This is a genomic window from Clostridium sp. AWRP (assembly GCF_004006395.2).
GTDB lineage: Bacteria > Bacillota > Clostridia > Clostridiales > Clostridiaceae > Clostridium_B.
The window spans coordinates 4,363,817-4,385,824 of record NZ_CP029758.2; the positions used below are offsets into that span (position 1 = coordinate 4,363,817).

Sequence of the window (22,008 nt, forward strand, 5' to 3'; positions counted from 1 at the left end):
AAAACAGGCGTCCCAAATTCTTCTATTCGATGACAATCGCTTTCGCGGAGTCCGTGGGAGTATTAGAGCAGGTAGTCATCGGATAAAAATTAAACTTTATACTGTAAAAAGTATAAAGTTTAATTTTATCCGAGTCAATCATTAATTGACTTTATTAAATAATAATTCTCCTTTTTCTACAACTACCTTAACCTTATCTCCTTTTTTAACATTACCTCTAAGCATTTCTTCAGAAAGTTTATCTTCTACAGTTTTTGTAATCGCTCTTCTAAGCGGTCTTGCACCATAAGTTACGTCAAAGCCTTCTTTTGCCAAGAGTTCCTGTGCTTTATCTGTAAATCCAATTTCTATTTCCTTATCTTCAAGCCTTAAGGAAACATCTTTTAACATGAGTTTTACTATTTGTTTCAAATCTTCCTCTTCTAACTGATGGAACACTATAATATCATCAATTCTGTTTAAGAACTCAGGCCTAAAAGAATTTTTAAGTTCCTCCATTATATTATCTTTCATCTTTTCATATTGACTTTCTTTGTCATCACCTTTAGTGGCAGTAAATCCCATAGATTTTTGTTTCCTAATGGTAGCTGCTCCTACATTAGAAGTCATTATTATTATGGTATTTTTGAAGTTTATTGTCTTTCCCTTTCCATCGGTTAATCTTCCATCTTCAAGTATTTGAAGCAATATATTAAATACTTCTGGATGTGCTTTTTCTATTTCATCAAACAGTACTACCGAATAAGGATTTCTTCTTACTTTTTCAGTAAGCTGTCCCCCTTCATCATAGCCTACATACCCTGGAGGGGATCCTATAAGCCTAGATACCGTATGCTTTTCCATATATTCCGACATATCAATTCTTATCATGTTGTTTTCATCACCAAACATAGCCTCTGCCAAAGCTTTTGACAATTCAGTTTTTCCGACACCCGTAGGTCCCAAAAATATAAATGAACCTATAGGTCTCTTTGGATCCTTAAGTCCAACTCTAGCCCTTCTTACTGCCTTAGAAATGGATTTAACTGCTTCATCTTGACCTACTACTCTCTTATGAAGAATTTCCTCTAACTTGAGCAATCTCTCCGATTCTCTTTCAGTTAACTTCTCCACAGGTATATTAGTCCACTGAGATACTACCGATGCAATTTGATCTTCTCCTACCGTAAGTGTAGATACTTCTTTTTTAGTCTTCCAGTTAGTTTTTAATCCTTCTAATTTATTTTTTAATTCCTTTTCTTTATCCCTTAAACTAGCAGCTTTTTCAAAATCTTGTACCCTAATAGAATCCTCTTTTTCCTTAGTTGCCTTTTCTAATTCTTCTTCTAAATTTTTTAAATCTGGTGGAGCAATTAAGTTTTGTATTCTAACTTTAGCAGCTGCTTCATCTATAAGATCAATTGCCTTATCAGGTAAATACCTATCAGTAATATATCTATCCGACAAATTTACTGCTGCATCTATTGCTTCATCTATTATTTTTACCCTATGGTGGGCCTCATATTTATCTCTAAGACCTTTTAATATTAGAACCGCCTCTTCTTTAGTAGGTTCTCCTACTATTATAGGCTGAAATCTTCTTTCAAGTGCAGCATCCTTTTCAATGTATTTTCTATATTCATCTATAGTAGTGGCTCCTATGCATTGTATTTCTCCTCTAGCCAAAGCTGGTTTTAATATATTAGATGCATCTATAGCACCTTCTGCTGCTCCTGCTCCTATTATAGTATGAATTTCATCTATGAATAATATTACATTACCTGATTTTCTTATCTCTTCCATAACTTTTTTAAGTCTTTCTTCAAATTCTCCTCTATATTTTGATCCCGCTATCATTGAAGAAAGATCTAATGTTACTACTCTTTTTCCCCTTAGAAGTTCAGGTATATTACACGATACTATCTTTTCTGCCAATCCTTCTGCAATTGCAGTTTTACCTACACCAGGATCTCCTATTAGACAAGGGTTATTCTTAGTTCTCCTACTTAGTATTTCCAAAACCCTCTGAGTTTCCTTATCTCTTCCTATAACAGGGTCCAGCTTTCCTTCTTTTGCCATGTCTGTTAAGTCTCTTCCAAACTGATCTAAAGTTGGGGTTGGCTCTCCATTTTCTTTCTTAGTACTGCTTGAATTCATCGATGATTGCTCTCCTGAAAGTGAATCCACAAGTTCTTTCCTCAATTTGTTAAAATCCACTCCCAAATTATTTAAAATAGTAAATGCAACTCCTTCTGCCTCTCTTATAAGTGCAAGTAGAATATGCTCCGGACTTATATAGTTATGGTTTAGATTTCTGGCTTCAAACAAACTTAATTCTAAAAGCCTTTTCGTCCTTGGAGTAAGCGGGATTTCCTTATTGTACAAATTTATTTCTCCCCTACCCTCATATTCTTCTATAAAATTTCTTACTGTTTCAATATTTACATTCATATCACTTAAAAGATTTCTGGATATTCCTTCTTCTTTTAATATTCCCAAAAGTATATGTTCTGTACCTACATATCCATGTTGAAGTGCTTGTGCTTCTTCTTGAGCATAAACTAATACTTTTTGTGCTCTTTCCGTAAATCTTCCAAACATCATAGTATATTTCACCATCCTTCTTATTGAACTTTGTCAATATTTAATTTTTCTTTTACAATTTTTGCTCTATTAAGATTCATTTCAATGGCTGATAAAATTTTCTCATTTCCATTTTGTATTGTAGCAGGCTGCGTACTTACTAAAAGATTATTCAAGGTTGCCTTACTTATATTCTTAATTATTCCCATTTCAACGCCTAATCTTACATCAGACAAAAGCTTGAAACATTCATTTACATTTAAAATCACTGCTGATTTTAATATACCCAATGCTCTATAAATTTTATCTTCTATCTCATATTTAAATTTTTTCATAAGATTTTCTCTAGAAATCTTTTCTTCATTTGTTACCTGAACAACTACAGCTTTTAAATTGCTCAGTATTTCCTCTTCGCTTCTACCTAAAGTAACCTGATTAGAAATCTGATATATATTTCCTATAGCCTTTGAACCCTCACCATATAATCCTCTAACAGTCATTCCAACTTGAGATAGTGCATTTAAAAATCCATTCATCTGATTGTTTAAAGAAAGTGCTGGCAAATGCAGCATAACAGAAGCTCTAAGCCCTGTTCCTATATTAGTAGGACATGCCGTAAGATACCCTAACTTTTCATCAAATGCATATTTCAAATTTTCTTCCAATAAATCATCTATTTTATCACTTACATTATACACTTCTTCTAAATTTAGCCCTGCTGTTATACATTGGATTCTAATATGATCTTCTTCATTTATCATAATGCTTATAGTCTGCTGATTATCTAGTATAAAAGCAGATTTGTAACTGTTATCTATCAAGTTTTTGCTTATAAGGTGTTTTTCCAGATAATTTCGCTTCTCATTATCAGTTTCTTCCCACAAATAATTGGTCTTAAATGTGTCCTTATTACTGGAAGGTGTATAAAAAGCATTCTCTACTAGTTTAATTACCTCTTTGCTTTTTTCTTCATTTAATTTATGTGGGAATGGAACTTCAGCTAAATTTCTAGCTAATCTTATCCTACTACTTATTACCAAACCCCCGTTGCTGTCATCACAAGTAGTCGTCCAATTATTCAAAGTTAACCCTCCTTCCTATTTTCGCTGCTCACATGAACTTGTTTCTCAATTTCTTTTATAGCATCTCTTATAGTTGCTGCTTTTTCATACTCCTCTAAAGATACTGCCTTTTGAAGATCTGACTTTAACTTCAAAAGCTTATTTCTTTCAATAATACTTTTCCCTTGATTTTTAGGTATCTTACCTGTATGGCCTAAATTTGCTTGAACTCTCTTAATTACAGGTTCTAAAATATTACTAAAATTCTTATAACACTCACTACATCCTAAAAGACCCGTTTTTTTAAATTCACTATACGATGTGCCGCAAGTTTTACAAGATATATCAAAAGTTTTTTGTTCTTCATTATTTCCGCTTGTCATATAATCCATAATTCCGCTTAAAATATTTTGAAATCCAAATGGAGAAACAAAGTCTATTTGAGGTACAAAATTAAGTTCTCCCTTTTCCATAGCACATTTTTCACATAAATTAATATCCTGCTTGGAACCATTTACTATTTTTGTTATATGAACTGTAGCTTCATTCTTTTTACATATATCACAAATCATATCACCACTCCTATACACATATGATTAACATTTAATGTAATTTAATACAATAAATATTATATCATATATTTACTTATCTATTCATATCAAATTTAGGACTCCTAAATATAACTACTATAATTGATTTTAATATATCTGCCCTAAATTTATTTTTATTGTTCAACTCAATATTTAGTGTCCTATCATTTATTATAGTCTTTAATATTATGTTTTCTCTTTCCGTTATAACCTGCTCTTCAAGTAGTGTTTCTATAAGTTGTGCAGCAGCATTGTATGTTATGGCATCCCCTATTTTTTCTATTATGCTTTTAAGTAAATTCTCGTTACAGTCAAATTCTACTTTTCGTATAATTATGCATCCACCACCGCCCCTCTTACTTTCTATATAATAACCTTTATCCATAGTAAATCTAGTAGTCAATACATAATTTATCTGGGAAGGCGCACAACTAAAATAATTAGCTAGTTCGTTTCTGCCAATTTGAAGTTTAGTCTCCTCACTATTATTAAGCATTTCTTTTATAAAGTCTTCTATTATATCTGATAATCTTGCCAATTTACCACCTTCTTGACTTTGACTTTCTTTGACCTTAAATTAATAATATTATTATTTCAGGTTTTATTCAACTTCTATATTTGACTAAATATATTTGTTTTGTACATAAATATTAAATTTAGATGCTATTCTCTCCCTTTTTCTAATACATACTATTGTATACTGTTTATATGTGTTAAATGAGAATAATCACCATGTAGAATAACTTTAGCTTTACCTTTAGTTATGTTTACCTGACTTAAGCTTGCTTGATAAATATAGGGTGAATCCCAAAATTTCTCCAAAGATGTATTTTCAAAATACGCCATCATGGTCTTTAAAGTTATAGTATGAGTAACAATCAGAACATGCTTTTCTGCACAGTTATTCATGATATCTTTTATTAAAGATACTGCCCTAATCTTAACCTGTTCAAATTTCTCACCATTGTCAGGTTTATAAATTTTAGGGTTTGTACCAAAATTATAAAGCTCTTTTGAGTTCTTCACCTTAATTTCTTTTTCATCTAATCCTTCCCAATCCCCTAAATCTATCTCCATAAGCCTATCATCCTTTATTATTGGTATATTTCTTTGTGCTCTTAATATTTTTGCTGTTTTCATTGCTCTACCTAGAGGGCTTGAGTATATTACATTAATTCTTATATCTTTTATCCTTTTTGCCAGTTCATTAGCTTGCCTTATCCCCTTTTTCGTGAGAGGTGAATCTTTTCTACCTTGCATTCTTTTTTCTGTATTCCATACTGTTTCCCCATGTCTTACTATATATAACTCGATCATATTTTTATCTCCTTTTCATTAAACAAATATAGATCTTATAACTTTTTATTATAACATATATATAGTAACTATATAATTTAATCCACATTCTTAAATGCTTTTATACAATACTTTCCTCCATCACAGGTTTCATTTGGATTAACAGTAAAATACTTATTTTTTAACATATTGCACACTATGTCTACATTTTTATCTTCATTACTATCTACAACTATAGTTAATTTATCATTTTTATTTACTATTGCTATATAATCATATATACTACTATAATCCTCTAAAGTAATTTTACCTTTTATGCTCATTTTATATTCAGACATATAATCTCTCCTTAATTGAAAAGTTCATCTAATGATTAATAAAATTATTATTTATTGTAGTGAATTAAAATATACACAATATTTAATTTTAAAAAGCCTCAATAGAATTATATTCTATTGAGGCTGAAATTTATTCTTGCCTAACTTTTATTTTATTTTTGCTTTCTATTATCTTATTTGCTTGAACATCTGGAACCTCTTCATATCTTTCAAATCTCATGTTGAAACTTCCTCTAGCTTGAGTCATGGATCTTAAATCTGTAGCATACTTAAACATCTCTGCTTCAGGTACTTCAGCTATTATTATCTGATTTTTCCCATCGGTCTCCATTCCAAGTACTCTACCTCTTCGTTTATTTACATTTCCAATTATATCTCCCATATACTCTTCAGGGACACATACTTCTACATGTAAGATTGGTTCTAATAATACAGGATCAGCTTCTAAAATTCCTTTCTTATAAGCTAAAGATGCTGCTACCTTAAAAGCCATTTCTGAAGAGTCTACTGGGTGATATGATCCATCATGTAATGTGGCTTTTATCCTTATCATAGGGTATCCAGCCAAAACACCATGGTTAATACATTCTCTTAACCCCTTTTCAACTGCTGGTATATACTGTCTTGGAACTACTCCTCCTACTACTTTATCCACAAATTCTAAATCATCTTCATTATCATTTCTTTGTTCAAACTTAATTTTTACATCCCCATACTGTCCATGTCCTCCTGATTGCTTTTTGTGCTTACCCTGTACATCTGAGGTTTTCTTTATTGTTTCTCTATAATGTACTTTGGGTTCTCTCAAAATAACATCCGTACCAAATTTAGACTTCAATTTAGATGATATCACATCAATGTGAACTTCACCTTGTCCAGAAATTATAGTCTCTGCATTTTCTACATCTCTAGATATCTTAAAAGTAGGATCTTCCTCTAACAGTTTACTTAATCCATTAAATATTTTATCCTCATCATTTTTAGATTTAGGCAACATAGCCATTGAAATTACTGGTTTAGGAAATTTAATATCTTTAAATACAACTAAAGACGATGGGTCACATAAGGTATCACCTGTGCTGGCAAATTGTAGTTTAGCAACAGCACCAATATCTCCAGCCACTATTTCCGATACAGGTATCTGCTGCTTTCCCTTTAAGAAATATAAAGTTCCTATTTTTTCACTTTTATCTTTTTTCACATTATACACTGTCATATCTGATTTGAGCTTGCCGGTCATGACTCTAAATAAAGATAGCTTACCTACAAAAGGGTCCGCTATAGTTTTAAAAATAAAAGCTGAAAATGGGCTCTTTTCGTCTGCTTTAACCGCAACCTGTGATTTCTGTTCTAAATTAACATCAATTACTTCTGAAACTTCAGGAGATGGAAAACATTGAATTATATCTTCTAATAAAGTGTCTATTCCTATCCCATTTACAGCAGAACCGCACATCACAGGTGTAATTTCACCTTTTGAACAGCCTCTTATTAATCCTTTATAAATGTCTTCATGACTTAAAGTACCCTCACTAAAATATTTATCTAAAAGTTCCTCATCCGTTTCTGCCACAGCTTCCATAACCATATCCCTACATTTTGTAATTTTATCTGAAATGTCTTTTGGTATAGTAGTTTCTTCTATTATGTTCTTATTATTCATTATTTTAGCTTTTCCAGAAATAACGTTTACAATTCCTTTAAAATTATTTTCACTTCCTATAGGATATTGAATTGGTACTACAGACATACCAAACTTTTCTTTTAATTCTGCCAACGTTTTATCAAAATCTGAATTTTCTCTATCCAACTTATTTATATAAAAAGCTCTAGGAAGTTTACTTTTATTGACACCACTCCAAGATTTCTCAGCTCCCACTTGGATTCCAGATACACTTGATAAAACAATTATAGCTACATCAACTGCTCTCAATCCTTCCATAGTTTCTCCTATAAAATCAAAATATCCTGGCATATCAACCAAATTTATCTTTGTATTTTTCCATTCACAGGAAGCTAAAGATGAAGATATCGATATTTTTCTCTTTTTTTCTTCAATACCGTAATCACTAACAGTACTTCCATCTTCAATTTTCCCAAGCCTATCAACAACTTTTGTATAATAAAGTATTGCTTCTGTTAATGTAGTTTTACCAGAACCGCTATGTCCAATAAATCCTACATTTCTTAAATTATTTACTGAATATTTTTTCATAAGCAATCCCTCCCCTTACTTTCTGATTAATTATATATTCTATTTGCTAATTAAAATTCCTCCTACAATTAATTAAATTTTCAAAATAATTTTATTTTTATATTATTATCTATGAAAACAAGTGCCTAAAATATGCGCTCTATAAAAAAATAAACCAAAGGTGAGCTACCTTTGGTTTATTTTTACTAATCTATTTTAGACATTTTCAAAAAATAAAAATGGCTCCGTGGAGAGGGCTCGAACCTCCAACCCTTCGGTTAACAGCCGAATGCTCAACCATTGAGCTACCACGGAACAATCTATGCAATGTATTTCTTTAAAAAACGAGTAACAAAATGTTACTCGTTTTGGTGGAGATAAAGAGATTCGAACTCTTGACCCTCTGCGTGCAAGGCAGATGCTCTCCCAGCTGAGCTATACCCCCGCATGGTGGACCTTCAGGGACTCGAACCCCGGACCCACCGGTTATGAGCCGGTTGCTCTAACCAACTGAGCTAAAGATCCTTATAACCTGGCAACGACCTATTCTCCCACAGGGCCTCCCCTGCAGTACCATCGGCACTCTAAAGCTTAACCTTCCTGTTCGGTATGGAAAGGGGTGTTACCTTCACGTCATTACCACCAGATATTTTCTTATCACAGTTTCATATTATACAGTGCTTTTAAACAACTGTCAATACTAAACATGAATTTAACTATAAAAATTTTATAGTCTAAGAAAAACTTTGTCCTCTCAAAATTGCACAGTAAACTTTTTTCTTTCGCTTTTTATTTGGTCAAGCCCTCGACCTATTAGTATCAGTCAGCTTAACAGGTTGCCCTGCTTACACCTCTGACCTATCTCCTCGTGTTCTTCGAGGGGTCTTACTAGCTTACGCTATGGGAAATCTTATCTTGAGGTGGGCTTCACACTTAGATGCTTTCAGCGTTTATCCCTTCCCAACTTGGCTACCCAGCTATGCTCCTGGCGGAACAACTGGTTCACCAGCGGTCGGTCCATCCCGGTCCTCTCGTACTAAGGACAGCTCCTCTCAAATTTCCTGCGCCCGCGACGGATAGGGACCGAACTGTCTCACGACGTTCTGAACCCAGCTCGCGTGCCGCTTTAATGGGCGAACAGCCCAACCCTTGGGACCTACTTCAGCCCCAGGATGCGACGAGCCGACATCGAGGTGCCAAACCTCCCCGTCGATGTGAACTCTTGGGGGAGATCAGCCTGTTATCCCCGAGGTAGCTTTTATCCGTTGAGCGATGGCCCTCCCACGAGGTACCACCGGATCACTAAGCCCGACTTTCGTCCCTGCTCCACTTGTTTGTGTCGCAGTCAAGCTCCCTTCTGCCTTTGCACTCTTCGAAGAATTTCTAACCCTTCTGAGGGAACCTTTGTACGCCTCCGTTACTTTTTAGGAGGCGACCGCCCCAGTCAAACTGCCCGCCTAACATTGTCCCGTCTCCAGTTTCATGGAGCCCGGTTAGAATCCCAGTACTGTCAGGGTGGTATCCCAACATCGACTCTGTAATGGCTGGCGCCACTACTTCCTAGTCTCCCACCTATCCTGTACAGACAATACCGAAATTCAGTGCTAAACTGCAGTAAAGCTCTACGGGGTCTTTCCGTCCAATCGCGGGTAGCAAGCATCTTCACTTGCACTTCAATTTCGCCGGATTTGTTGTCGAGACAGTGCTCAAATCATTACGCCATTCGTGCGGGTCGGAACTTACCCGACAAGGAATTTCGCTACCTTAGGACCGTTATAGTTACGGCCGCCGTTTACTGGGGCTTAAGTTCTGACCTTCGCTTACGCTTAGTCTTCCCCTTAACCTTCCAGCACCGGGCAGGCGTCAGCTCCTATACTTCAGCTTTCGCTTTAGCAGAAACCTGTGTTTTTGATAAACAGTTGCTTGAGCCTTTTCTCTGCGGCCACTTGCGTGGCTCCCCTTCTCCCTAAGTTACGGGGTTAATTTGCCTAGTTCCTTAACAACAATTCTTCCGATGGTCTTAGGATTCTCTCCTCACCTACCTGTGTCGGTTTGCGGTACGGGCACATAAAAACTCCATAGAGACTTTTCTTGGCAGCGTGAAATCAGGTACTTCCCCTTACGGGTTCCCCATAACACCTCATCATTGATATACCGGATTTTCCTGGTATACCTGACTCGGTGCTTAGACATACATCCAATTGTATGCACACCTTATCCTCCTGCGTCATCCCTTTTGTCAAACGCTTTTATGCGGTATCGGAATTTCAACCGATTGTCCATCACCTACGCCTTTCGGCCTCGGCTTAGGTCCCGACTTACCCTGGGCGGACGAACCTTCCCCAGGAAACCTTAGGTTTTCGACCAATAAGATTCTCACTTATTTCTCGCTACTTATGCCAGCATTCTCTCTCCTGTACAATCCACCGTTCCTTCCGGTACGACTTCTACTCATACAGGATGCTCCTCTACCACTCTTTCGAGTCCACAGCTTCGGTGGTAAGTTTTAGCCCCGGACATTTTCGGCGCATGATCTCTTGACTAGTGAGCTATTACGCACTCTTTAAATGAGTGGCTGCTTCTGAGCCAACATCCTAGTTGTCTTAGAAATCACACATCCTTTCCCACTTAACTTACACTTTGGGACCTTAGCTGGTGGTCTGGGCTGTTTCCCTTTTGACCACGGATCTTATCATTCGCAGTCTGACTGCCGGAATTCAAGTATATGGCATTCGGAGTTTGATAAGGTTCAGTAACTGTTGTCAGCCCCTACCCCATTCAGTGCTCTACCTCCATTACTCATTTCCGACGCTAGCCCTAAAGCTATTTCGAGGAGAACCAGCTATCTCCGAGTTCGATTGGAATTTCTCCGCTATCCACAGCTCATCCCATGGTTTTTCAACACCAACGTGGTTCGGTCCTCCACGGAATTTTACTTCCGCTTCAACCTGGCCATGGATAGGTCACTCGGTTTCGGGTCTACAACATACAACTTCGCGCCCTTTTCAGACTCGGTTTCCCTCCGGCTCCGTACCTTAAGTACTTAACCTTGCTGCACATCGTAACTCGCTGGCTCGTTCTACAAAAAGCACGCCGTCGTACTTTACGTACTTCGACTGTTTGTGGACACACGGTTTCAGGTTCTATTTCACTCCCCTCCCGGGGTTCTTTTCACCTTTCCCTCACGGTACTCCTTCTCTATCGGTCACCAGGTAGTATTTAGCCTTGGGAGGTGGTCCTCCCTGTTTCCCACAAGGTTTCTCGTGTCTCGTGGTACTCTGGATTAGATCTGACTGTTCTTTGCTTTCATTTACAGGGCTTTTACCTTCTCCGGCAGAGCCTTCCAGCTCTCTTCAATTAGCACTTCACAGTATTTATAATCTATCCGCAACCCCAGGAACAAGTTCCTGGTTTGGGCTCTTTCCCTTTCGCTCGCCGCTACTTAGAAAATCGATGTTTCTTTCTCTTCCTCCGGGTACTTAGATGTTTCAGTTCCCCGGGTTTGCCTCTACAAACCTATGTATTCAGTCTGCAGTACCTAGTGTTTGCTAGGTGGGTTTCCCCATTCGGATATCTCTGGTTCTCTGGCTATTTGCGCCTACCCAGAGCTTTTCGCAGCTTATCGCGTCCTTCTTAGGCTCCTGGTGCCAAGGCATCCTCCATGCGCCCTTTGTAGCTTGACCTTTCATTATCGAAAATTGCTATTTGCAATTTTCTCTGTATCATCTTAAATGTTTAGAATGATACTAAAGTTATTCTACAAAGGTTATATTATAACCTTAGCTTTACTTTTAAAAATTGTTATTAACTTTGCATATCTTCGTCAAAATCATTCGCTGCGGTACTCATTTACATAAGTAAACTCTGTTCCTCGCTCATGTTTTTCCTTGATCTGCTTGTTACTATCAATTTTTTAATTTCTTATTTACTGTGCAATTTTCAAAGGACAATTTTTCATTTTACTTTCCTAATTGGTTGTAAAATGAAAGAAGAATCTATGATCCTTCAAAATTAAACAGAGTAGATTGTAAACTTACTTAAACCATCAATTTATAAGATAGATTATACTCTATCTTTCGACTCCCTAGAAAGGAGGTGATCCAGCCGCAGGTTCTCCTACGGCTACCTTGTTACGACTTCACCCCAATTACTAACCCCACCTTCGGCCGCGTCCTCCTAAGTTAGACTACGGACTTCGGGTGTTGCCAGCTCTCATGGTGTGACGGGCGGTGTGTACAAGGCCCGGGAACGTATTCACCGCGACATTCTGATTCGCGATTACTAGCAACTCCAACTTCATGCAGGCGAGTTTCAGCCTGCAATCCGAACTGGGGGCAGTTTTTGAGGTTTGCTCCACCTTGCGGTCTTGCTTCTCTCTGTACTGCCCATTGTAGCACGTGTGTTGCCCTGGACATAAGGGGCATGATGATTTGACGTCATCCCCACCTTCCTCCGCGTTAACCGCGGCAGTCTTGCTAGAGTGCTCAACTAAATGTTAGCAACTAACAACAGGGGTTGCGCTCGTTGCAGGACTTAACCTAACATCTCACGACACGAGCTGACGACAACCATGCACCACCTGTATCCCTGCCCCGAAGGGCTTCTCTTATCTCTAAGATATTCAGGGTATGTCAAGTCCAGGTAAGGTTCTTCGCGTTGCTTCGAATTAAACCACATGCTCCGCTGCTTGTGCGGGCCCCCGTCAATTCCTTTGAGTTTTAATCTTGCGATCGTACTTCCCAGGCGGAGTACTTATTGTGTTTACTGCGGCACAGAAGGGGTCGATACCTCCTACACCTAGTACTCATCGTTTACGGCGTGGACTACCAGGGTATCTAATCCTGTTTGCTACCCACGCTTTCGTGCCTCAGCGTCAGTTACGGTCCAGAGAATCGCCTTCGCCACTGGTGTTCTTCCTAATCTCTACGCATTTCACCGCTACACTAGGAATTCCATTCTCCTCTCCCGCACTCCAGATACCCAGTTTGAAATGCAGTGCCCGGGTTAAGCCCGGGTATTTCACATCTCACTTAAATATCCGCCTACGCACTCTTTACGCCCAGTAATTCCGGACAACGCTCGCCACCTACGTATTACCGCGGCTGCTGGCACGTAGTTAGCCGTGGCTTCCTCCTTGGGTACCGTCATTATCGTCCCCAAAGACAGAGCTTTACAATCCGAAAACCTTCTTCACTCACGCGGCGTTGCTGCATCAGGCTTTCGCCCATTGTGCAATATTCCCCACTGCTGCCTCCCGTAGGAGTCTGGACCGTCTCTCAGTTCCAATGTGGCCGATCACCCTCTCAGGTCGGCTACGCATCGTCGCCTTGGTAGGCCGTTACCCTACCAACTAGCTAATGCGCCGCGGGTCCATCTCAAAGCGGATTACTCCTTTAAATCAGTTTTCATGTGAAAATTGATTATTATGCGGTATTAATCTCCCTTTCGGGAGGCTATCCCCCTCTTTGAGGTAGGTTACCCACGTGTTACTCACCCGTCCGCCGCTAATCCACTCCCGAAGGAGCTTCATCGCTCGACTTGCATGTGTTAAGCACGCCGCCAGCGTTCGTCCTGAGCCAGGATCAAACTCTTAATTTAAAAGTTTATATGGCTCTATAGAAAATTGCTATTAGCTTCGCAATACTGCGTCAAAGCTTTCATTGCGGTGCTCATTTACTTAAGTAAACTCCGCTCCTCATTCAAACTTTTCCTTGTCTTGCTCGCTACTACCAATTTTTAATATATTACGTAACCGTAACATACTCGAAATTACTTTTTTAGCTGCTCTCGCAGCTCAAAAGAATTGCTGGTTTATTCTAAATAAGTTGTACTTATATCTTCCTCTGTTTAATTTTCAAGGATCATTTTGCTGTCTCACTTCGACAGCTTTTATAGTTTATCATGTATTTTTTTCTTTGTCAACACATTCTTTTTAATTTGTTTTTAAGAAACTGTGTAACTTATTTACGTGACAACAGTTGATATAATACCATACCTACAATTCTCTTTTATATACTTAAATATTATGTGCATTGTTTATCTAAATAATACTATAAATCTCTATAAAAATCTTTAATATTCACATACCGATACACGGGGAAACGTTATTACAATGAATTTAACAAAAAAAGAGAAATTGCTTCTTTATAACAATTTCTCCTCTGATATATTTTAAAAATTATTTATTATGTCCTTAAACGCATTGCCCCTAACTTCAAAATTAGGGAACATATCAAAGCTAGCACATGCAGGTGAAAAAGTCACAATATCGCCACTACTTGATAACTCTCTAGCAGCATTTACTGCATCTGTTAGTGAATCTACCGTTACTATAGGCACATCAATTCCCTTTTCACACTTAAGTTTATCAAATGATTTTCTAATTTTATCTTTTGTAGCACCCATAAGTATTAAAGTTTTTATTTTTGAATATCCTTCCTCTGCCAAAACATCAAAAGGTATTTTTTTATCATACCCACCTGCTATTAATATTACAGGTTTCTCAAAAGCCCTTAGTCCTGCCAATGTTCTCGTAGGACTAGAAGCAATAGAATCATTGTAATATTTAACTCCATCTAATTCTCTTACAAATTCACACCTATGCTCTACTCCCTCAAATGTAGTAGCAACTTTTTTCATATTATCTACAGAAACATCCTCTTTAATTGCACAAAATGCAGTAAGCAAATTTGCAACATTATGCATTCCTCTAAGTTTAACTTCACTTATCTTGCATACTTTTTTCCCATCAATACATAAAATGTCTCCATTTAAATATCCACCAGAAGTTAATTCTTCTTCAATACTAAACTGTCTTACTTTTCCTTTAGCTTCTTTTGCCATAGCATTAGTACACTCATTATCTCTATTAAGAATAACCACATCCTGCTTCCCTTGATACTTAAATATACTTTTTTTTGCATTTACATACTCTTCCATATCCTTATGAATATCAAGATGGTTTGGACTTATATTAGTAATCACAGCTACTTCCGGTGATACATCCATGCCCATAAGTTGAAAGCTTGAAAGTTCAAGAACCACCTTATCCTTAGGATTTATTTCTTCTATCCTAGAAAATAATGGGGTACCTATATTTCCACCAACCCAACTTTTATATCCCTGTTCCTTTAACATATTATATATAAGCGTAGTAGTTGTAGTTTTTCCATCACTGCCAGTTACTCCATATATCTTAGCAGGACAATATTTAATAAACTCTTCCATTTCTGAAGTTACATATGCACCATTTTGTTTAGCTTTTACAAGTGCAGGACTATCTATTCTCATAGAAGGAGTCTTAAATATTACATCAAAATCATCTAAATATTCGAGATAATTTTTGCCTAATACTAAAACCACTCCTCGCTTTTTTAACTCCTTGGTAACTTCACCAAGTTCCCCTTCATCTTTTTTATCAAAAGCACTTACCTTTGCACCCAGTCCCAATAAAAAATTAATTAAAGGTCTATTACTTATTCCTATTCCAACCACTGCCGTTTTTTTATTCTTTATAAACTTTTTAAAGTTATCAAAATCTTCCTTCATTAAAAAACCTCCAAAAATAAATCTGCTAATTATGATCACGCTTATATCATAACATAATTTTCTACAAATTTGTATGAAGCAGATATAGTACTAAAATAACTCCATCGGTATAGATCTTAAATAATGCTTCACATCATTTAGCTTGTTCGTCTTAATATGCTATTAAAATCTAAATTGTGAGAAAATATTTAATTTAATGACTTTATATGACTCTATTGAAAATTATTATTGTGTTATGTTATACTATGTTTGTGCCGTAAGGAAACATTAATATAATTCCCCAAGTTTTAATTAAACATATAACATATCCCCATGATTAAACCCTAATTTACCGGATCTTTTGATTCGGTAAATTTTTTTAATAAAAAAAAACATAGAACATTGATATCCTGAATAAATAACCTCGGAATAACAAAAGATGTCATATAAATTTTATCAAATTTATATGACACCTTTTACTAAAACTGTACTTTTTCTTGCATAAACGTCGATAATTCTTCTATTTTTATTCTAAACTGCTCCATGGTATCCCTATCTCTTACAGTAACAGTATTGTCATCCATTGTATCAAAATCTACTGTTATACAATAAGGCGTTCCAATTTCATCTTCTCTTCTATATCTCTTACCTATACTTCCTGCATCATCATACTCCACATTAAAATCTTTTCTTAAAATATTGTATACTTCTAAAGCTTTTTCTGATAATTTTTTACTAAGAGGTAAGATAGCTGCTTTAAATGGAGCTATAGCAGGGTGAAAATGTAGTACTGTTCTCACATCTCCTCCTTCTAATTCTTCTTCATCATATGCATCAACTAAAAATGCAAGTACAGCTCTATCAGCTCCTACAGAAGGTTCTATGCAGTATGGTATATATTTTTCCTTAGTTACCGTATCTAAATAAGTCATGTCCTTACCAGAATGCTCTTGATGCTGTTTTAAATCATAATCCGTTCTATCTGCTACACCCCAAAGTTCGCCCCATCCAAATGGAAATAAATATTCAATATCAGAAGTTGCCTTACTATAATGGGAAAGTTCTTCCTTATCATGATCTCTAAATCTTATATTTTCTTCTTTTATTCCAAGACTCAATAAGAAATTCCAGCAATACTTTTTCCAATAATCATGCCATTCTAAATCAGTTCCTGGTTTACAGAAAAATTCAAGCTCCATCTGTTCAAATTCTCTAGTTCTAAAAGTAAAGTTTCCTGGAGTTATTTCATTTCTAAAGGATTTACCTATTTGTGCTATTCCAAAAGGTATTTTTTTTCTACTTGTTCTTTGAACATTTTTAAAGTTTACAAATATACCCTGTGCAGTCTCAGGTCTCAGATATATTTCTGATTTTGAATCCTCTGTAACTCCTTGAAATGTTTTGAACATAAGATTAAATTGTCTGATATCGGTAAAATTCTTCTTTCCACAGCTAGGACAAACAATATTGTTGTCATCTATGTATTTCTTTAGCTTTTCATTGCTCCATCCATCAGCACTAGCCTTTTCTACTCCCTGTTCTGTCATATGTTCTTCTACCAATTTATCAGCTCTAAACCTAGCCTTACATTCTTTACAATCCATAAGTGGATCAGAAAAGTTTCCAACATGACCTGAAGCTACCCAAACTTCATTATTCATAAGTATGGCACAATCTATTCCTACATTATGTTCACTTTCATGAACAAACTTTTGCCACCAAACTTTCTTTACATTATTTTTTAGCTCTACTCCAACAGGCCCATAATCCCATGTATTAGCAAGGCCCCCATATATATCTGACCCAGGATATACAAATCCTCTACTTTTAGCTAAAGCTACTACTTTATCCATAGTTTTTTCAAAAGACATTATTTTTTCCCCTTTCTATTTTAATTCATTACTTATTATTAAACATTAAATCGGGATTTTAAAATATAAAAAAAGAACCTGCCACATAAGGGACGAATTTTATTTCCGCGGTTCCACCCTTTTTAGCACAAGCTCATCTTTAAATACATAGTTAGCTCAAAAGTTCCTTCATAAATGAAATCTCAGTTGTTTACACCATCCACAACTTCTCTGTAGAGATTTACATTAATACTATTCTTTATCACAGCATATATTAATTTTTTCTATATAATTTTCATTTTATCCTATTATCTTTAAATGTAAATAATAAGTCTTTAACTATTACAAAAAATGAAATGGCTCCGTGGAGAGGGCTCGAACCTCCAACCCTTCGGTTAACAGCCGAATGCTCAACCATTGAGCTACCACGGAATAACTTACATATAATATTATATCATGGTATTTTGAAAATGCAACATTTTTTTATTTTTTATGTAAAAACATTTTGAAGGCCTATGGATTTTAACTGGAATTTCCTTAGGTCTTCAAACAAGTTATATACTTACTGCTGTTGATTTGGCTTCATTGTAGGAAATAATATAACATCCCTTATTGAAGGAGAATTTGTGAGAAACATTACAAGTCTATCTACTCCTATTCCCAAACCTCCAGTTGGAGGCATGCCTATCTCAAGTGCATTTAAGAAATCTTCATCCATCATATATGCCTCATCATCACCTAATTCTCTTTCTTTCAGCTGCTGCATAAATCTTTCTCTCTGCACTATAGGATCATTTAGTTCTGAATATGCATTACATATTTCTCTCCCAAATATAAATCCTTCGAATCTTTCTGTAAACTTAGGATTTCCTCTCTTCTTTTTAGTAAGAGGTGATATCTCTACAGGATAATCCATTACAAAAGTAGGTTGAATGAATTGCTCTTCGCAAAATTCTTCAAACATAGCATCCAATATATCGCCTTTTGAACAATCCTTCAATTCCTTCTTTAATTCAATATGTTTCTCTTTAGCAATTTCTCTAGCTTCCTCATCGTCTTTCACTTCATCAAAATCCACATTTGCAAATTTTTTAACTGCCTCTACCATAGTAATTCTATTCCATGGTGGCTTAAAGTCTATTTCTGTATCTTCATAAACTACCTTTGTAGTACCAAGGACTTTCTCACATACATAAGCTATCATATTCTCAGTAATTTCCATCATATCGTTATAATCTGCAAAAGCTTCATATAATTCAATCGATGTATATTCTGGATTATGCCTTATATCCATACCTTCATTTCTAAAACATTTACCTATTTCATATACCTTTTCAAATCCACCAACTATAAGTCTTTTAAGATACAGTTCTGTAGCAATTCTCAAATACATATCTATATCAAGTGCATTATGATGAGTTGTAAAAGGTTTTGCTGCAGCTCCTCCAGCTATTGACGAAAGTATTGGAGTCTCCACTTCTATGTAGTCCTTGTTATCTAGGAATTCTCTTATTGACTTTATTATGGCAGTTCTCTTCAAGAAAGTATCTCTAACATCACTATTTATTATTAAATCCACATATCTCTGCCTATATCTCAAATCTGGATCTTTTAATCCATGCCATTTTTCTGGAAGCGGTTTGAGAGATTTAGCTACCAGCTCAAAATCTGTAATATGAATTGATATTTCTTCTGTCTTTGTTTTAAACACTCTACCAGTTACAGATAAAATATCACCAATATCATAGGATTTGTACTCTTTTAATTTCTCTTCACCTACATCGTTTATCCTTATATATAACTGTATCTTTCCATATCTATCATATAAATCGGAAAATCCAGCTTTTCCATGAACTCTTTTCGAAATAAGCCTTCCTGCTACAGTTACATCTTTACCTTCTAAAGTATCGTAGTTGTCCTTTACTTCTTTTGAAGTATGTGTCCTTTCTACTTTATATACGTCAAAAGGATCTTTTCCTGCTTCTTTAAGGTCTTCAAATTTTTGCAGTCTCTCCCTAATGAGCTCATTAGACTTTTCTTCTAGTGCATGTAATTTCTTTTCGTCTTTTGACATCAATGTTACCCTCCAATTATCTTCTTATACTAAGTATCTCGTACTTACTAACTCCATCTGGAATCTGTACTTCAACTACATCCCCAGCTTTTTTACCTACAAGTCCTTTACCTACTGGAGATTCATTGGATATTTTATTGTTAATTGGATCAGCTTCTGCAGACCCTACAATCAAATATTCTACTTCCTCATTAAAATCATAATCCCTAACCTTTACAATAGATCCTATACCTACTACTCCTGGCGGAATTTCTTCTTCATCTACTATAGTAGCATTTTTTAGCATATTTTCAAGTTGTACTATTCTTCCTTCTACAAATGCTTGTTCATTTTTAGCACTATCATACTCTGAATTTTCGCTTAAATCTCCAAAAGAAAGTGCTACTTTAATTTTTTCCATAATTTCTCTTCTTTTAACTGTTTTTAAATATTCTAATTCATCCTCAAGTTTTGTTATACCTTCATAGGTCATTACATATTTTTTTGATCCACTCATTTAACTATCCCCTTTTAACAATTTATCTAAAATTCTTATAGATAACCCTATTAACCACCAATGTGCTCATTTTTACTCATACTAATTATTATTTAAGTAATTATAAAACAGCCCCATTATAATGTCAACATTTTGAAAATTGAATTTTTATACTACAATTTCCCTTAGATTATAAAACTATCATATCCTCATTAAATTTTATTTTATCAAGAAATATGCCATTATAGGATAAAGATTTTTCCACATTTTTTTCATTCATTTGACAAAGTATAGACCCTAAAAGTTCAAAAGATACTCCATTGTACTCACAATTCCATGGAACTTTATAGCTAACATCGTTTACTATTGTGCCTCTATTGCTGGGCATATAACTATTATCTATATACCATACATATGCATCATTCTTTACAGTGACATTTTTAGAACTTATTACAAAATCTGCACTTTCGAAAGAAAACTTCATATCAGATGTAATTATAGGAGTTATTCCATAATTAGCAATAATATATTGTCCAATACCACTAGCTTTCATAATATCTTTAGAAAGTAATATTATATCTTTAGCCTCTCTAGCTAAATAACATATAGTATCAAATAAAATTCTATCCGAAGCATCATAAACAACTATACAACTATGTCTTATACTCTTTTTTTTGATCCTAAGTATAACTTTTAAACTCTTTATAATACTAAAAGCCATTAGCTCTCTTTGAAATTTATTGTATAAATTATAATCTAAATATCTATATACTTTAGGAGCTAGCTCCATATCTCCTATCCCCGATATCTTTTTTGCTCTTAGGATGTTATTATTATAAGACTCTATATTAATATTTGGCGGAAATTTAACATTTTTTATTTCTAGCTTTAATTCTTTTATAAAGATTTTTTCCTTCAATTTTAACCTAAATCTATCTTTAATTTTTCCCCAAAAACTGCTGTCATTATAGAATTCATTTTTTTGCGATGTAGTATACAAAATGGATTTCACACTTTTCTTCCTATTACATTGCTTACAGTAATATCCTATTCTCCTATTCTATTAAAAATTACAACAAAGATTTATATTCATTTAAAATTTTGAATACATTTTCACTCTTTTTTTCATAATTTATTTTATCTTTTATCTCTTTACTATTTTTTAGTCCTTTTATATACCACGCTATGTGCTTTCTCATTTCTCTTACAGCTTTATCCTCACCATTGTAATATATTGCCCTTCTGTAGTGTTCCATACACAAATTTATTTTTTCTGAAGGACCTGGGAATATAACAGGTTGATGATTTCTAATTTCATATATCTGTTTAAATATCCACGGATTTCCCATAGAACCTCTTCCAATCATTATCCCATCACATCCTGTATTATTAAACAATCTTACTGCATCTTCTGCTGTAAATACATCTCCATTTCCGATTACGGGAATGTTCACTTTTTTCTTTACTTGACTTATTATATCCCAATTTGCACTGCCATTATACATCTGTGTACTAGTTCTACCATGAACGGTCACAGCATCAGCTCCTGATTGCTCCATAATTTGGGCAAAATCCACTACATTTATATTATCAAAGTCAAATCCTATTCTCATTTTTACAGTAACTGGTTTTAAAGAAGCTTTTTTCACTTCTTTTACTATTTGAGAAGCAAGATGAGGATTTTTCATAAGTGCAGATCCTTCTCCATTTTTTACTATTTTAGGAGCAGGGCACCCCATATTTATATCTATAATGGCAATATCTTCATTACAATTAAAAAGGTCACAAACTTTAGCCATTATAAGTGGATCACTTCCAAATATTTGAACACCTAAAGGCTTTTCTATAGAAGACACCTTAAGCATCTGCTTAGTTCTATCACTGTCATAAAAAAGAGCTTTGGCACTTATCATTTCTGTATAGGTAAATCCGCACTTCATCTCTATGCACAATTCTCTAAAAGCCCTATCTGTAACTCCAGCCATAGGAGCCAAAACCACATTGTCTTTCAATTCAAAATTTCCTATTTTCATTAAAGCAC

Annotated in this window: 13 protein-coding genes, 4 tRNA genes, 3 rRNA genes and 1 other annotated feature; all 20 genes read right to left on the reverse strand. The window is 35.2% G+C overall.

Translation table 11 applies throughout. The annotated features are described in order from the left end of the window. Window positions 1–141: 141 nt before the first annotated feature. Entirely contained in the window at window positions 142–2,583 is a 2,442-nt protein-coding gene (locus DMR38_RS20460; protein ID WP_127723452.1) for an ATP-dependent Clp protease ATP-binding subunit, read from the reverse strand. Window positions 2,584–2,603: 20 nt separating this feature from the next. Next, the gene (locus DMR38_RS20465; RefSeq protein ID WP_127723454.1) at window positions 2,604–3,644 is read right to left on the reverse strand and encodes a protein arginine kinase; all 1,041 of its coding nucleotides are present in this window, start codon (window positions 3,642–3,644) and stop codon (window positions 2,604–2,606) included. Window positions 3,645–3,646: 2 nt separating this feature from the next. Beyond that, a complete protein-coding gene (locus DMR38_RS20470; RefSeq protein ID WP_127723456.1) occupies window positions 3,647–4,195 on the reverse strand; it encodes a UvrB/UvrC motif-containing protein in 549 nt (182 codons plus the stop codon). A 73-nt stretch (window positions 4,196–4,268) separates the two neighbouring features. Continuing rightward, window positions 4,269–4,751 carry a CtsR family transcriptional regulator gene (locus DMR38_RS20475; RefSeq protein WP_127723458.1) on the reverse strand — a complete coding sequence of 161 codons (483 nt, stop codon included), beginning with the start codon at window positions 4,749–4,751 and terminating at the stop codon, window positions 4,269–4,271. Window positions 4,752–4,903: 152 nt separating this feature from the next. After that, entirely contained in the window at window positions 4,904–5,530 is a 627-nt protein-coding gene (locus DMR38_RS20480; RefSeq protein ID WP_127723460.1) for a histidine phosphatase family protein, read from the reverse strand. Window positions 5,531–5,607: 77 nt separating this feature from the next. Continuing rightward, window positions 5,608–5,847: a hypothetical protein gene (locus DMR38_RS20485; RefSeq protein ID WP_127723462.1), complete on the reverse strand. Its 240-nt coding sequence runs from the start codon at window positions 5,845–5,847 to the stop codon at window positions 5,608–5,610. Window positions 5,848–5,977: 130 nt separating this feature from the next. After that, window positions 5,978–8,062, reverse strand: a complete 2,085-nt coding sequence (fusA, locus tag DMR38_RS20490; RefSeq protein ID WP_127723464.1) for an elongation factor G — start codon at window positions 8,060–8,062, stop codon at window positions 5,978–5,980. A 219-nt stretch (window positions 8,063–8,281) separates the two neighbouring features. Then, window positions 8,282–8,356: transfer RNA gene (locus DMR38_RS20495), tRNA-Asn, on the reverse strand. Between the two features lie 54 nt (window positions 8,357–8,410). Next, window positions 8,411–8,486 (reverse strand) — tRNA-Ala (locus tag DMR38_RS20500). Between the two features lie 3 nt (window positions 8,487–8,489). Then, window positions 8,490–8,566 (reverse strand) — tRNA-Ile (locus DMR38_RS20505). A 5-nt stretch (window positions 8,567–8,571) separates the two neighbouring features. Continuing rightward, window positions 8,572–8,688, reverse strand: a 5S ribosomal RNA gene (gene rrf / locus DMR38_RS20510). A 146-nt stretch (window positions 8,689–8,834) separates the two neighbouring features. Next, window positions 8,835–11,724, reverse strand: a 23S ribosomal RNA gene (locus DMR38_RS20515). Between the two features lie 405 nt (window positions 11,725–12,129). Then, a 16S ribosomal RNA gene (locus DMR38_RS20520) occupies window positions 12,130–13,639 on the reverse strand. Together the 16S, 23S and 5S rRNA genes with 3 tRNA genes alongside form the textbook arrangement of a ribosomal RNA operon. A 573-nt stretch (window positions 13,640–14,212) precedes the next feature. Further along, window positions 14,213–15,589 (reverse strand): UDP-N-acetylmuramoyl-L-alanine--D-glutamate ligase, encoded by a 1,377-nt coding sequence (gene murD / locus DMR38_RS20525; RefSeq protein WP_127723466.1) that lies wholly within the window; start codon window positions 15,587–15,589, stop codon window positions 14,213–14,215. 458 nt (window positions 15,590–16,047) lie between these two features. After that, entirely contained in the window at window positions 16,048–17,439 is a 1,392-nt protein-coding gene (locus DMR38_RS20530; protein ID WP_127723468.1) for a glycine--tRNA ligase, read from the reverse strand. An 85-nt stretch (window positions 17,440–17,524) separates the two neighbouring features. Further along, window positions 17,525–17,693 (reverse strand) — a binding site (T-box leader). A gap of 82 nt (window positions 17,694–17,775) precedes the next feature. After that, window positions 17,776–17,850: transfer RNA gene (locus tag DMR38_RS20535), tRNA-Asn, on the reverse strand. A 130-nt stretch (window positions 17,851–17,980) separates the two neighbouring features. After that, window positions 17,981–19,492 carry a lysine--tRNA ligase gene (gene lysS, locus DMR38_RS20540; protein ID WP_127723470.1) on the reverse strand — a complete coding sequence of 504 codons (1,512 nt, stop codon included), beginning with the start codon at window positions 19,490–19,492 and terminating at the stop codon, window positions 17,981–17,983. 16 nt (window positions 19,493–19,508) lie between these two features. Then, the gene (gene greA, locus DMR38_RS20545; RefSeq protein WP_127723472.1) at window positions 19,509–19,988 is read right to left on the reverse strand and encodes a transcription elongation factor GreA; all 480 of its coding nucleotides are present in this window, start codon (window positions 19,986–19,988) and stop codon (window positions 19,509–19,511) included. A 169-nt stretch (window positions 19,989–20,157) separates the two neighbouring features. Continuing rightward, window positions 20,158–20,979, reverse strand: coding sequence for a hypothetical protein (locus DMR38_RS20550; protein ID WP_127723474.1), 822 nt, complete (start codon window positions 20,977–20,979; stop codon window positions 20,158–20,160). A 58-nt stretch (window positions 20,980–21,037) separates the two neighbouring features. After that, window positions 21,038–22,000: a tRNA dihydrouridine synthase DusB gene (dusB, locus tag DMR38_RS20555; RefSeq protein ID WP_127723476.1), complete on the reverse strand. Its 963-nt coding sequence runs from the start codon at window positions 21,998–22,000 to the stop codon at window positions 21,038–21,040. Window positions 22,001–22,008 lie beyond the last annotated feature (8 nt).